Raw genomic sequence first — 13228 nt, forward strand, 5'->3', positions numbered from 1 at the left:
GTTAACTTCGGGGCTTTTTCGTGGATTTGCATCCCGTTTAAACGACAGCTTCCACGGGTTCTTCTTTAGGACCTTCTTTTTTGGTGCCCCTAAGGGCTATCTTGATCCGGTATACAATGTTGAAAAGTACGGGTACTATGATCAAGGTAAGGAACGTGGCCACCAATAGGCCAAAAATGACCGTCCACGCCAAGGGGCCCCAGAACACGACATTGTCTCCTCCCATATAAATATGGGGGTTGAATTCGGAAAAGAGCGAAAAGAAATCGATGTTCAGCCCAATGGCCAACGGAATCAGGCCTAAAACGGTGGTAATGGCGGTCAATATTACGGGTCGCAACCTCGCTTTGCCTCCCCTGACAATGGTATCGGTAACCTCATCGAGGCTGAGTAGGTCGCTGTCGTCCATACCGAGCTTCACCTTTTTACGGTCTACCAAGATCTGGGTATAGTCCAACAAGACCACCCCGTTGTTCACCACGATTCCGGCGAGGGAGATTATGCCCATCATGGTCATCATGATAACAAAGGACCAACCTGTAATCATCAATCCACCAAAAACACCGATGAAACTCAAGAAAATGGCGATCATGATGATGAGTGGCTTGGATATGCCCCCGAACTGAAAGATCAATATCAACATGATTAGTCCCAAGCCCGAGAAAAACGCCCCGATCAAGAACATTTGCTGTTTGTTCTGTTCCTCCAATTGACCGGTATAGTCGATTTTAATGGATTGGGGCAGCCCGCTAAAGTTTTCCATTTCTTTCTGGATCTCGGAAACAATGGCCCCGGCATCGGTAAAGCCGGGCTTGAGTCCCGAATAGACGGTAACGACCCTTTTGCCGTCCCTGTGTTTTATGGCGCTGAAGGCCGAGGTGTTTTTCTCGATGGCCACGGCGGAAACGGGTATTTCCTTGATTTGTCCGGTGGCCGCATCCCTAAAGATGATGTTCTGGTTGAACAGCGCACTTTTGTTGTACCTCAGTTTTTCATTAAATCGGACGTTTATGTCGTAGTCGTCGCCATCCTCCTTGTACACCCCGGCTTTTTCACCGAACAAGGAGCGCCTTAATTGGCTCCCTACCTGGCCCACGGAGACCCCGAGCTCGCCCGCCTTTTTCCTGTCGACGACGACCTCCATCGAAGGTTTGCCCTTGTTTACATCGATCTTCAACTCTTCGATGCCCGCAATGTTCTTGGTGTTGATAAAGTTCCTGATGTTTTCTGCGGTGTTGATCAGTTCGTCGTAATCGTTTCCTTCGAGTTCGATGTTGATGGGATAGCCCGCTGGCGGGCCGTTTACGTCTTTTTCGACCGAAATGGCCACCCCGGGGTAAATGCCCTCCAAGGCAGACTGAACCTCGGCACGGATGTCCTCGGTATTGATGCCTTCGCGGTATTTGTATTCGCTAAAGTTGACGGTGAGTTTTCCCTTATGCGGCATTTCCGCCGATGAACCCCCGTCGGTCAAGGGGTTTCCTGCTCCTTCACCGACTACCGACACGGCCGAGGTGACCATAAAGTTTTTCCCGTTCTTCTTGTAGCTCGGGTCGTCCAAAACCTCGTAGACCCGGTTTTCTATTTCCTTGGTAATCTCGTTGGTTTTTTCAATAGAGGTTCCTTGCGGGTATTCGATATACACATAAATTTCGTTGGGCTTGTTGTCGGGGAAAAACTCAACCTTTGTGCGGCCGCTTCCAAGAGACCCGCCGAACAGCATAAATACCCCGATGAGCATTAAAAACGTAAGGCCAAAATACCAGTAGACATTGCTGCCCCTTAAGGCGTGCTTGAGCCTCTTTTCATACCAATTCTCAAAACGCGCCATGGTTTTTCGTTGGAAGGTTTGAGCCGCGCCCTTGATTACGTATTTGTAGACCCAGAACATAATGCCCGTTAAGATCAGTACGGATCCAAGACCTCGTAGGGCCCCGCCAAAGAGCAAGATTAAAATACCGAACCCGCCCAATATCAACGAGAGGCGAATCAGCTGCTTTTTGGTCAGCTCCTTTTCGTCGGTACTCATAAATTGCGAGACCAACATCGAGTTCATAAAGATGGCCACGAAAAGCGAGGAACCAAGAACTACCGAAAGGGTAATGGGGAAATAGATCATAAACTGCCCGAAGATACCCGGCCATAGGCCAAGCGGGACGAATGCCGCTACGGTGGTGGCCGTAGAGATAATTATGGGAAAGGCGATTTCACCTATACCTTTTTTGGCAGCTTCGGCACGCGACATGCCCTCGTCCATTAACCTATAGACATTTTCTACGACCACGATACCATTGTCTACCAGCATCCCCAATCCCATGATCATTCCGAAAAGGATCATGGTATTCAAGGTGTAGCCCAACCACGATAGGATCACGAAAGACATGAACATCGACATGGGGATGGCGAATCCTACGAAAAGGGCATTTCTAAAGCCCAAAAAGAACATAAGTACGGTAACTACCAAGATAATCCCGAAGATGATGTTGTTGACCAAGTCGTCTACTTGGTTCAAGGTTCGTGTCGACGAGTCGTTGGCTATCGAGATGTGCAGGTCCGGGGGAAAATAATTTTCCTGTTCTTTCTTGACTATTTCCTTGATCTGGTCGGCTGCCGATATGGCGTTCCTTCCGGCCCGTTTTTTTACGTCGAGCATCACCACGTTGTTGCCAAACTCACGGGCGTACGTGGTTTTGTCCTGCTCTTCGAAGCTTACGGTGGCAATATCTTTCAGGTATACCGCGCCTCCGTCCGATTTTACGACGAAGTTCTCAAGCTCCTTGGGCTCCTCGATTTCGCCCAGAATGCGAATGGTTCTACGCTGGCCGCTTGTCTTCAGGTTGCCGGCGGACATGGTCATGTTGCCGTTGGAGATGGAGTTGATTACATCCTGAAAGCTGACCTTTGCCGCCATCATCTTATAAATGTCGACGGCTACTTCCACTTCTTTTTCCTGGGCACCGCGGATGTCGGCCTGTTTGATCTCGGGGAGGTCTTCTATTTCGTCTTGGAGGTATTCGGCGAATTCCTTTAATTTTTCTACGGGATAATCTCCGGTAAAATTGATGTTCATTATAGGAACCTCCTCCGAAAAGTTGAGGTCGAAAACGTTGGGTTCTACCTTGGCTCCGTTAAAGGTGGGCCAGTCTTCGCTCGCCTTTTCGGCATCCACTTCGTCCTTGACCTTTTGCTTGGCCTGTTCAACGGTGATTTCCTCGTCAAATTCAACCGTAATGATGGCATAATCCTCTTGGGAGGTGGAGGTAATCTCTACCACGTTGCTCACGTTCTTAAGGCGGTCTTCGAGGGGGTCGGTGATCAGCCTTTCGATATCTTCGGCGGTATTGCCGGGATAGGGCGTACTGATATAGATCTTGGTTTCGACGATTTCGGGGAAATCTTCCCTGGGCATGGCCATATAGGCGCTAAAACCTAGCCACAGAAAGATACCGATCATTACATAGATGACCGAGGGATTGTCGATGGCCCAGGAAGCCATCTTAAATTCCTTGTCGGCGTTTTTCTTTATTTTGCTCATCGATCTCTAGTTTATGATTTTTACTTTCTGGCCGTCTTTTACGCTCCGTGCGCCTTCCATGATAATTTGGTTTCCGTCCTCGAGTCCGGTGAGCACCTCTACCGTTCCGTTTTGGGTTTTTCCGGTGGTAATGATGGTTTTTCTTGCGACCGCCTCGTTTTCGGATCCGGTCGATTCGGCAACGAATACATACTGGTCGCCCTCGGCATTCTCCGAGATGATACTCGATGGGATGAGAATGGCGTTTTCGTTGGTGTAATCGTTGAGGTTGACCTTGGCCGTCAGATTGGGCTTGATTTTGCCCTCTTTGTTCGGTACAGGGATTTCTACACTGAACGATCGGTTTGCCGGATTGATGAAGTTGCCCGTTTGGCGTATTTTCGTAACGACACTATCGCCGAGCACCGGAAAATAAACGATGGCTTCCTTGCCTTTGGAAATTGACCCTAGATAGGTTTCGGGCACATCTACCTCGATGTACATATCGGAAAGGTTGACTATGCGGAACACCTCTGAACCCGGGCCAGGCGAAACTACGGTGCCCTGATCTTTGATCACATCGTCGATGATGCCCGAGAAAGGGGCCCTTATGGTAGATTTTCCCAGTTGGCTTTCGGCTTGCTTTATGGCATCTTGGGCGGCCTCGTATTCGGTCTTGGCGGCCAAATATTCGATTTCGGAACCTATTTTTTGCTCCCAAAGCCTTTTTCTACGCTCGTAAGTGGTTTTGGCCAGTGCGGCTTGGGTCTTTAGTTGGGATAGTTGACTGCTCATGCCCCCGTCGTCGATGGTGGCCAGAATCTGTCCCTTGGAGACCCGCTGCCCCTCTTTAACATAGACGCGTTGAAGGGTACCAGCCATTTCAGGATATATCAATACGTTTTGTTTGGTGCTGACATCGCCTTGGAGCTCCAAAAAATGGTCGAATTTTTGGGCCGATGCCTCGATGGTACTCACCAAGGACAGTTTTTCGCTGCCACTTTGGGTGGCGATGGCAGAATCGAGCAGTCTGATCTGGGCCTCTATCAATTTTTGCTGTTCCGAGATTTCGCTCTTCTTCGCTCTTAGGGCATTGAGGTCGCCCTGTGCTATGAGGCTTTCTACGGACTGTTCTTTGCTGCCACACGCGGAGACGGTTAAAATGGCGGCGGCGATGTATAATATTTTTTTCATCTTTAAAGGTTGTTGTGTTGTTCTAAAGTTTCGATTTTGGGTCGTTCAAGATAAGCTCCAAGGCGGTTTTTTTGTTGATTACCTCCACCATGGATTGTAAATAACCTTGTTGGGCGTCGTATAATTGGGTTTGTGCCTGCCTTAATTCAAAACTACTGGCCAGGCCCTCGGAATATTTCACTTGGTTTTTGTTCTCTATACGTTCGGCAAGACGGAGGTTCTCCTTGGCGGTATTATACTCTTCGATGGCCAGGATATACTCGCTTTTGGCCGACTCCAACTGAAGCCTGATTTGTTCCTCGGCCTCCGATAATTGGGTTTGGGCCTTATCGAGGGCTATTTTTGCCCGTGCGGTACCGGCACTTCTTTTTCCGGAACTGAATATGGGGATGGTAAGGTCGAGCCCCAATATGGACGAATCGTACCACTCTTGGTCGCCGTTGAAGAAGTCGAAGGAATTGGAGTAAGAGGCGCTGCCGTAGTTCAAAAAGGATGTGAGTATCGGCAGGGCGCGGCTTTTGGCCAACTTCAATTCAAAAAAACGCTGTTCGGTCAGGTTGATGGCTATTTTGTAGTCGACGTTGTTCTCGATGTTAAAATCGGTTTCCATCAGCTGAAAATCGATTTGCCTTACGGCCAGGTCGTCTAGGTTTTCTTCCAATTGGGTAGGGGCATCAATGGCCAGGCCCATAACCAAGTTCAACATTTGGCGGGTAATGTTTTCCAAACGTTTGGCGTTTTTTAACTGATTGTCAACCGATGAAAGGGTAATTTGCAATTGCTCAACGCTCTCCTCATCGGTAAGGCCGTTCTCGAACAACTTCTGCGTCTCAAAGAGGTTTTCTTCGAGGGTGGCCTTGTTCTTTTCGAAAATAGCAACACTTTCTTGCGCAAGAAGAACGTTTCCATAGGCCTCGACCACTGCCTTTCTTACTTCTTGGTCCGTCTTTTCCTCGTTGTTGGCACTGTAGCTCAAAAAGGCCTTGGTTGCCTGTACCCCTACAATGTAGGAGCCATCGAATATTTTTTGGGTCAATGTGGCCGTTGCGGTAAGTTGTTGGGGTTGGCTGAACACTACGGGGACAAACTCGCCCGATTGACCGCCGATAAACTCTGCGGGCAATAATGAGACCGGCTGTTTCAATTGGTTTTGATAGCTGACCGACCCGTTGATTTGGGGCAGGCCATCGGCAATGGTTTCCCATTTTTGTTTGCGGGCATCGATCAGGTCCCTGTTGGCATTGATGGCGCTATAATTGTTTTCCAGGGCAAAATCTATGGCTTCGTCCAAGGTAAAACTATAGGTTTGCTCGACCTGTTCTTGCGAAAATGCAGTTAGGGCTGCAAAGAATGTGAAGCATGCGAGGATATATTTTTGCATTCTATTCTTGATTTGAGTTGATGATTTCATTTAGGATCTTTCGGCCTTTGGGCGTAACGATGCCCCGAAGGTGGTATTCGAGAAAATCGTCCATAAGGGACGATGGCGAAAATTCACTGGGCGGAAACAACCTGTGGTCTTTAATGCTGGTACCGCATACATAGTAAATCCGGGAAATGAACTCTACGTTCAGGTTCTCACGGTAAATACCCTGCTCCAAACCTCTTTTGATATTGTCGACTACGCAGTCTTTCATGACTTCGTATTGTTTTTCGCGCATGTCGGAGAATATGCGGGGATAGTACTTCTGAAGCTGGTATTGGGGCGATGATTTTTCGTCTTTTAGAAAGCCCATCACAAATTTTTTGATGTCGTAGAGTTCTTCTATGGGGTTTTTGTTGAGTGCGCATATCTGGTCAATACCCCTTGATATGTTACACCCGAGTTGATGGGTACATTCCTTTACCAATTTGGTCTTGTTCTCGAAATTGGCATAAATGGTTTTTTTTGATATTCCCATTTCATGGGCCAGGTCGTCCATGGTAACGCTTTTGAAACCATAGGTCAAAAACATATTGGCGGCCTTTTCTAAAATTTTTTCCTTCATAACGAGGGGCAAAGATAGATCTGGAAACTTTAGAAACATAAAAAGTTTCTAAAGTTTTACATTTTATTAACATTGTTGGCGGGGTTGGCCTTGGTCCCCGGTTTGGCCCATCTTTCTCGAAACGTAGTCGTTGTAAGCCTTTTCTCCCTCTTCTTCCCAAAAGCTTTCATAGTGTTTCCATTTTGAGAAATCTCTTCCAAACTTCAGTTTGTCGGGGCTTTTACATCTTTTTCCCTTGTTCTTGCCTTTTTTTCCAGAGCCGCTGTTTCCGAAGCCCCCGAATAGGATTTTGGCGAGAACCAAAATGCCGACGGCTTGCCAGTAACTAATAACGGTGAGTCCGAATATATCGGGCATTAGCCAGTTCCAGAGCCACATAAACCCGTAGCCGAAGGCCAGCAGAAAGGCGATGATCAATATTCCGACAAAGAATACCTTGACGATTTTCTTCAGAATTTTTTCGGTGGTCGATTTTACCTGATGTTCCATATAATTTTTCATGATCAAAATTTTTAATGAATATTTTGTTTTTTCTTTTCAAGTGCCTTGAACAAGAGGGATAGGGCCCTGTGCCTTCTCGACATCAGGGTACCTTCGGGAATACCGGTTTCAAGGGCGATTTCCTTATAAGTATAGCCCTCAAGGTCTATGGCGACGATGATCTCCCTGTATGCGGGTTTGAGATTGGCAATGGCGGTTTTAAGCTCGTCCGCCATTTGGTCCGAAAAGACCTGTTCCGTTTCTTCGTACAGGTGTTCGCCCAGGTTCGTGATCAGTTTTTCAGGATCGTTGTGGTCACGTACCTTTTTTTTATTTCTCATGATGTCAACCACCTTGTTTCTGATCGATCGGTATACGAAGCCCGCAATGTTTTCAATGGGCAGGGTGGTACTGGCCCTCGAGAAAATATTAACGGCAACTTCCTGAACGATATCCTCCGCGTCGCGGTCGACCGTATCGTCGATACGGGATTGCGCGTAAACCTTGAGCGAGCGGTATTCTTCGCTGAAAAAGCTGGCCAATTTATTATAGTTGTCTGTCTCTGAGCTCATTTACGGACATTTGTTCGGTCGATCTCCATATCTATAGACGAAGGTTTTCAAATCTATTGCATTTTTACATGTATTTTTTTTGGGATAGGAGGAGAAAGCAAGGTCTGGAATTCATAAAATGGATGTATTTTTGGAAAAAACCGCCTGATGCAGTCCATCGATTTTTACCGAAAAGAGTTTATATCCTATCTTGGGAACAAGACCATTGACAGGGAGCCTCAAAACCTCTATGCACCCATATCGTATATATTGGGACTTGGGGGTAAACGCTTACGGCCCGTCCTGACCCTGGTCGCTACCGAGGTTTTCGGAAAGGATTACAACAAGGCCTTGGACGCGGCATTGGCCATCGAGATCTTTCACAACTTTTCATTGGTGCACGACGATATCATGGACGATGCGCCCCTTCGAAGGGGCAAGGCGACCGTTCATGAAAAATGGGACGTAAATACGGGAATCCTATCGGGCGATGCCATGCTCATTACGGCCTACCAATTGTTCGAGAATTACCCTTCCGATATTTTTAAGGATTTGGCGAAGTTGTTCAGTGAGACGGCCCTAAAGGTTTGCGAGGGACAGCAGTACGATATTGATTTTGAAAGTAGGGATGATGTAACCTTGTCCGAATACCTTACCATGATAGAGTACAAGACCGCAGTTTTAATTGCTGCCGCCTTAAAAATGGGCGGAATAGTTGCCGGGGCCGACCAAAGCGACCAAAATGAAATTTATCGTTTTGGCCTGAACCTGGGGATTGCGTTCCAGCTTCAAGACGATTACCTCGATGCCTTTGGCGACCCTGAGACCTTTGGCAAGCAGGTAGGAGGGGATATTATAGAGAACAAGAAAACATATCTCTACCTCAATGTATTGTTGCACGGGACCGCACAACAGAAAAAGGAGTTGTTGGACCTGTTTTCGATCCAACCTAAGGACCCTTCGGCCAAAATAGCCACTATAAAGGATATTTTTAAGGAAAGCGGTTCGGCGCAACGAACGCAAAGTGCCATTTTTGACTATTCCAATCGGGCCTTTGCTATTTTGGACAAACTTAAAATTTCGGCCGATAACAAGTCGCTGCTGCGAAGTTTTGGGGAAAGTTTAATGGTCAGAAAGGTGTAAACGGGAGGTGTTCCCATTCGACCGATAAACCCCCTAAGCGTCTTGCTGCTTAGGGCCAAAACGAATTGCCTTTTTCCCTTGGCCTGAGGGATATGAGATTAGCCATGAATCGTTATGTTATTGCCGATATTGCAATCTAGCACCCAAGATTCTAATAAAAATAGGCTTCGGGCAGCCCCAGATTACCCTGAGGTCTTCGAGCAAGGTGGTTTCTTCGTCCAGGAATTTAAGAATTGATCGGGGCGAAACGTTTTTGAAGAGGGACTCGAAAACCAAGTGCCCTTTTTGATTGTGGTGGAAGAGAACATCCAATAGAAGCAGGTCGTAGTACCAAAAACGGTTTTTAAAACGGATCGAGTTTAGGGGTTTGCCCCTCTTTAAATCTTCAATAACAATCGGTATTTTTTTTGCAGTGGGCATAAAGGCGTAGCCGGTACTGGGCTTGGCCCATCCCCCAGCCGTGCCTATGTGTAAGATATGCCGGGTGTTATGTTGCGCAAAGTCGTAGCAGGTCATGGGGATACGACCTTCCTCCCTTTCGATTATTTCATATTGGGGGCGGCCGAGCTTGTTGTCGATATAGGTCTCGATGGCCTGTTCGTACACTTTCCTTGGCAATAGGTCTTTCGAGAATAGGGTGTATTCTACCAAGGCTTCGTTGTTCGATAGGGGCAGTAGGTACATAAAACGGGTGTTCCCTTTTTGAGGCACGGAAAAGTCCATATAGGTAACGGTTTCCGAATTAAATACCGGTCGGTCTGTTTTGATGCGCCAACCGACGAAATGTTGTTGGAGTACAGGATATTTTGTTTGTTTTTTCGCTTCTTTCAGGTTGAATATGCTGTTGAACACCTTTGAGGCGGTGTAGTCGTTTTGGTCCGTTTTAACCGTTACGGATGTGCCCGTGTCATTCACCTCGATTACTTCCTCATACCTTAGGTCAAGGTTGTGTGTGTTCTTTAGGGCCTTTAAGTATTCCGTATAAAAATCGATTCCCCTGACCATCTTATAGCGGTAAGGGGCTATATTAAATTGCTCCGAGGTTTTTCGGCCCTTAAAACAGATCTGGTCCCAACTGCGGGACACCAATGGATCGAACTGTCCCGGCCCTTTTTCCCAGAAACACCAGGTGCGGTCATTTTCCTTTTTTTGGTCTTTGTCCAACACCAGGATGGACATGTTCGAAAAATAGGCATCTTCCGCCATGGCACGTGCCAGCATAAGGCCGGCCGCACCGGCACCTATGATGATGTAATCGAAATGAAGCTTGTTCATGTCAGGGTCGTGGTGTATTATTTCCAAAAGTAGGTAAACTAAAGAAGACCACGGTTTTAGTCGAGGCGGTATCTAAGGCCGAGAAACCCCCTTAGTCCTTGGTTGGGCCCATAGACATACGAAGGGTCGAAGGTTAGGGCGTAGGGATTATCGGCGGTGGCCAACACATCCCCGTTGGGCCCGTAGTCGACATTTTTGTCAAAGGGGTCGTTCGCCCTGGCGATGATAAAGGGGTTGCCCCGGTTGGGTGTCCAATCCAAAAGGTTTTTAATACCTCCATAGATTTCGAAATTATCCAGTCCCGAATAGGTAAACTGTATGTTTTGAATGCTCCAGGTAGGGGATTGGTCCTTTCTTGGATCCTGCTCGCCAAGAACGGGCAATCGCATGGGGCCATAAAGATTACCGGTGTAGTCGATAGCCAGTTGTATGGAACGAAAACTGTAGGTAACGCCCCAGGTTCCTGTAAAGCTTTCGGTCAAAATTTGCCTTTGCTTTGTGCCGTTTTCTGTTTGGCTTACATCTTGTACGGTGGCCCCAAGAAGAAATTTGAGCCCATTGGGGAATACCCCGTCTATGTTGGCACTAATCCCTTGTGATATGGATCGGCCCTTTAGGTTGTCGTAGATGATTTGATCGGGATGGGTATCGTAATCGGGTAGGATGGCGTTGCTGAAGCGGGTGTGGAAGAGCGAGGCATCGAGGCTGAAAAAGGCACCCTTGTCGGTATATATCTTTTTTAGGTAGTTCAGGTTGAAGTTGATCGAACGTTCGGGCTTCAGTTCTTCGGTAACCACCACGTCGCGGGCTCCGGTAAGGGCCGCATGTTCTTCGGTGAAGAGATTGACCACCCGAAATCCGGTGCCGGCGTTAAAGCGGAGGATGTCGTTGTCGCCCAAGCGCCAGCGATAGGCGGCCCTAGGGGTAAGGATGTTTCCGTGTCGCTTATCGTGATCGTATCTAAGGCCGAGCAACAGCGAGTGGTTTTTCGACAACTCCATTTCATCCTGAAAAAATATACTCGGAATAAGCACTTCGTCGGCCACTTCGGTGGCCGGGGTGTTGTCGTCGTAATAATTGTAGCGCAAGGAAGTGCCCAGCAGTAGGTCGTGGCCCTTGATGGTCCTGTCCCAGGTAAGTTGGCCGAAACCGATACGTTGATCGGCCAGATAGGGTACATCGCCGTAGACGGAATTCTGGTTGTGATCGTTGTAGGAAAAGGAGAGCATGAGTTTTTCGTCGAAGGGGAGTTGGTATTTGCCCAAGACTTCCCAGCGCCGGGTGTAGATACTTTCGCCGTAAATTTCGTCGCCTCCCCTGTATTCGGGTATCCATTGGAGTTCCCCTCCCCACCGGTCTTCGTAAAAATAGCGTCCTGCAAGCGAAAAGATGCGCGATTTGTTGCGGTGAAAGCTCCACTTTTGGAAAACGGAAACCCGGTCCTGCAAGGTCAGGTCGGTAAAGTTGTCCCCGTTGTTGTCGATTCTTTCATCGTAGTTAAAGTAATTGACGCCGAGCAGCATGTCCGTCTTGGTGCCGAAATTGATTTTGGCCCCTGCATCAAGGTTATACTCTCCCCAACCCGTTGCAAAGGCGTCTATCGAAAGATCGGGCGCGTCCAAGCTGTTTTTTGTAATGATATTGATGAGGCCCCCAACAGCTTCGCTTCCGTATAGGCTCGAGGCCGGACCCTTTACGATTTCGATCTGTTCAATAAGGGAATTGGGGATGCCCGACAATCCGTAGACCGTTCCCAGGCCACTTACGATGGGCATCCCATCAATGAGAACCAAGGTATAGGGCCCTTCCAAACCGTTGATGTGTATATCACCGGTATTGCAAACGTTGCAATTGATCTGGGGGCGAACCCCGTTGACGTTCTGGAGGGCCTCAAAAATATTGGCGGTCGGGTTTTTCTTAAGGAAGGTAGGGCTGTAAACTTCCACGGGAACCGGACTTTCGGAGCGGCTGACCGCTTTTAGCGTACCGGTCACCACCGTTTCCTCCAATTGTTCCGCAGTTGCGTTCAAAACAATGTCCAGTTTTAGAAGGCCAGGTCTTCTCAGGTCGATTGTTTCCTTGTAGGGCCGGTAACCCAATACCTTTACCCTGAGTTGGTATTCGCCCGGGGGGATGTGGTTTAAGGTAAAGGTGCCCGCTTCGTTTGAAGTTGTTCCAAGGGCGGTACCGACCAAATAGATATTGGCAAAGGGCACGGGAAACGCCCCATCCGTTACCGTTCCCTTTATCCTTCTTTCTTGGGCCTCAAGATCGAAGCCAAACAAAAAGGGGATGGTCAATAGCATAAAGGTTAGGTTTCGCATAATCAAAATAAATATTTTACTTGTCTTAAATAAATTTTTAGACAAAACTAAATATTTGTTTTTATTTATAAAAATGTATTTTTGTGTATTTATAAATTGGTATGACGCTTTCAGAAGAGGATTACATAAAGGCCATTTACCATTTGGGCAAGGGAGAGAACCACACGGTCTCGACCAACGAGGTGGCCGAAAAGATGGAAACAAAACCCTCGTCGGTAACCGATATGGTAAAGAAACTTTCGGAAAAAGGCCTGGTCAATTACAGGCCCTACAAGGGAGTGAGCCTGACCGGGTTTGGCCAAAAGATGGCCTTGACCCTGGTGAGAAAGCACCGGTTATGGGAGGTTTTTTTGGTAGAAAAACTCGATTTTTCGTGGGACGAGGTGCACGAAGTAGCCGAACAGCTGGAGCACATCAAAAGCGAAAAGCTAATCGACCGTTTGGACAAACACCTGGGTTTTCCGCAGGTCGACCCGCATGGCGATCCCATTCCTTCCAAGAAGGGCGAGTTTAAGAAGGCCATTAAGAAGTTGTTGAGCGAGGTACCCATTGGCGTCAACGGCATTTGTGTAGGGGTGAAGGATTCTTCGGCTCCCTTTCTCAAGTTTCTCGATAAGAACAATATTGCCTTGGGCGATACCATTGCGGTCAAGGATAAGGAGGAGTTCGACGGGTCGTTGCACATCCAGATAAAAAATAGGGATATACATATTTCACAGCAGATAGCGGCTAACCTATACTTGAAAATAACAGAATAAT

At 47.6% G+C, this 13228-nt stretch carries 10 protein-coding genes; 2 read left to right on the top strand and 8 right to left on the bottom strand.

The annotated features are described in order from the left end of the window. Window positions 1-37: 37 nt before the first annotated feature. From BUB37_RS03285 to BUB37_RS03310, 6 genes are all read right to left on the bottom strand, one after another. On the bottom strand, window positions 38-3535 hold the full coding sequence (locus BUB37_RS03285; RefSeq protein WP_072988433.1) for an efflux RND transporter permease subunit: 3498 nt from the start codon (window positions 3533-3535) through the stop codon (window positions 38-40). A 6-nt stretch (window positions 3536-3541) separates the two neighbouring features. Next, window positions 3542-4708, bottom strand: a complete 1167-nt coding sequence (locus tag BUB37_RS03290) for an efflux RND transporter periplasmic adaptor subunit (RefSeq protein WP_072988437.1) — start codon at window positions 4706-4708, stop codon at window positions 3542-3544. 22 nt (window positions 4709-4730) lie between these two features. Beyond that, window positions 4731-6089, bottom strand: coding sequence for a TolC family protein (locus BUB37_RS03295; protein WP_072988440.1), 1359 nt, complete (start codon window positions 6087-6089; stop codon window positions 4731-4733). Window position 6090: 1 nt separating this feature from the next. After that, entirely contained in the window at window positions 6091-6696 is a 606-nt protein-coding gene (locus BUB37_RS03300; protein WP_072989739.1) for a TetR/AcrR family transcriptional regulator, read from the bottom strand. A gap of 66 nt (window positions 6697-6762) precedes the next feature. After that, window positions 6763-7197, bottom strand: coding sequence for a magnesium transporter (locus tag BUB37_RS03305; protein ID WP_072988443.1), 435 nt, complete (start codon window positions 7195-7197; stop codon window positions 6763-6765). Window positions 7198-7208: 11 nt separating this feature from the next. Then, window positions 7209-7748: an RNA polymerase sigma factor gene (locus tag BUB37_RS03310; RefSeq protein ID WP_072988446.1), complete on the bottom strand. Its 540-nt coding sequence runs from the start codon at window positions 7746-7748 to the stop codon at window positions 7209-7211. 147 nt (window positions 7749-7895) lie between these two features. Here BUB37_RS03310 and BUB37_RS03315 point away from each other — a divergent pair, with 147 nt between their 5' ends. Continuing rightward, on the top strand, window positions 7896-8870 hold the full coding sequence (locus BUB37_RS03315) for a polyprenyl synthetase family protein (RefSeq protein ID WP_072988448.1): 975 nt from the start codon (window positions 7896-7898) through the stop codon (window positions 8868-8870). 117 nt (window positions 8871-8987) lie between these two features. Here BUB37_RS03315 and BUB37_RS03320 read toward each other — a convergent pair whose 3' ends face one another. Beyond that, a complete protein-coding gene (locus BUB37_RS03320) occupies window positions 8988-10145 on the bottom strand; it encodes a lycopene cyclase family protein (protein WP_072988451.1) in 1158 nt (385 codons plus the stop codon). Between the two features lie 56 nt (window positions 10146-10201). Next, complete coding sequence (locus BUB37_RS03325; RefSeq protein WP_072988454.1) at window positions 10202-12469, bottom strand: TonB-dependent receptor; 2268 nt, start codon at window positions 12467-12469, stop codon at window positions 10202-10204. A gap of 101 nt (window positions 12470-12570) precedes the next feature. Here BUB37_RS03325 and BUB37_RS03330 point away from each other — a divergent pair, with 101 nt between their 5' ends. Then, window positions 12571-13227 carry a metal-dependent transcriptional regulator gene (locus BUB37_RS03330; protein ID WP_072988457.1) on the top strand — a complete coding sequence of 219 codons (657 nt, stop codon included), beginning with the start codon at window positions 12571-12573 and terminating at the stop codon, window positions 13225-13227. Window position 13228: the final 1 nt, after the last annotated feature.

This window comes from Pseudozobellia thermophila (assembly GCF_900141855.1).
Classification (GTDB): Bacteria; Bacteroidota; Bacteroidia; order Flavobacteriales; family Flavobacteriaceae; genus Pseudozobellia; species Pseudozobellia thermophila.

What these genes read in the sequence shown, in the direction of transcription:
- BUB37_RS03285 (WP_072988433.1), bottom strand. Translation starts at nt 3,535, where the DNA reads ATGAGCAAAATAAAGAAAAACGCCGACAAGGAATTTAAGATGGCTTCC.
- BUB37_RS03290 (WP_072988437.1), bottom strand. Translation starts at nt 4,708, where the DNA reads ATGAAAAAAATATTATACATCGCCGCCGCCATTTTAACCGTCTCCGCG.
- BUB37_RS03295 (WP_072988440.1), bottom strand. Translation starts at nt 6,089, where the DNA reads ATGCAAAAATATATCCTCGCATGCTTCACATTCTTTGCAGCCCTAACT.
- BUB37_RS03300 (WP_072989739.1), bottom strand. Translation starts at nt 6,696, where the DNA reads ATGAAGGAAAAAATTTTAGAAAAGGCCGCCAATATGTTTTTGACCTAT.
- BUB37_RS03305 (WP_072988443.1), bottom strand. Translation starts at nt 7,197, where the DNA reads ATGAAAAATTATATGGAACATCAGGTAAAATCGACCACCGAAAAAATT.
- BUB37_RS03310 (WP_072988446.1), bottom strand. Translation starts at nt 7,748, where the DNA reads ATGAGCTCAGAGACAGACAACTATAATAAATTGGCCAGCTTTTTCAGC.
- BUB37_RS03315 (WP_072988448.1), top strand. Translation starts at nt 7,896, where the DNA reads ATGCAGTCCATCGATTTTTACCGAAAAGAGTTTATATCCTATCTTGGG.
- BUB37_RS03320 (WP_072988451.1), bottom strand. Translation starts at nt 10,145, where the DNA reads ATGAACAAGCTTCATTTCGATTACATCATCATAGGTGCCGGTGCGGCC.
- BUB37_RS03325 (WP_072988454.1), bottom strand. Translation starts at nt 12,469, where the DNA reads ATGCGAAACCTAACCTTTATGCTATTGACCATCCCCTTTTTGTTTGGC.
- BUB37_RS03330 (WP_072988457.1), top strand. Translation starts at nt 12,571, where the DNA reads ATGACGCTTTCAGAAGAGGATTACATAAAGGCCATTTACCATTTGGGC.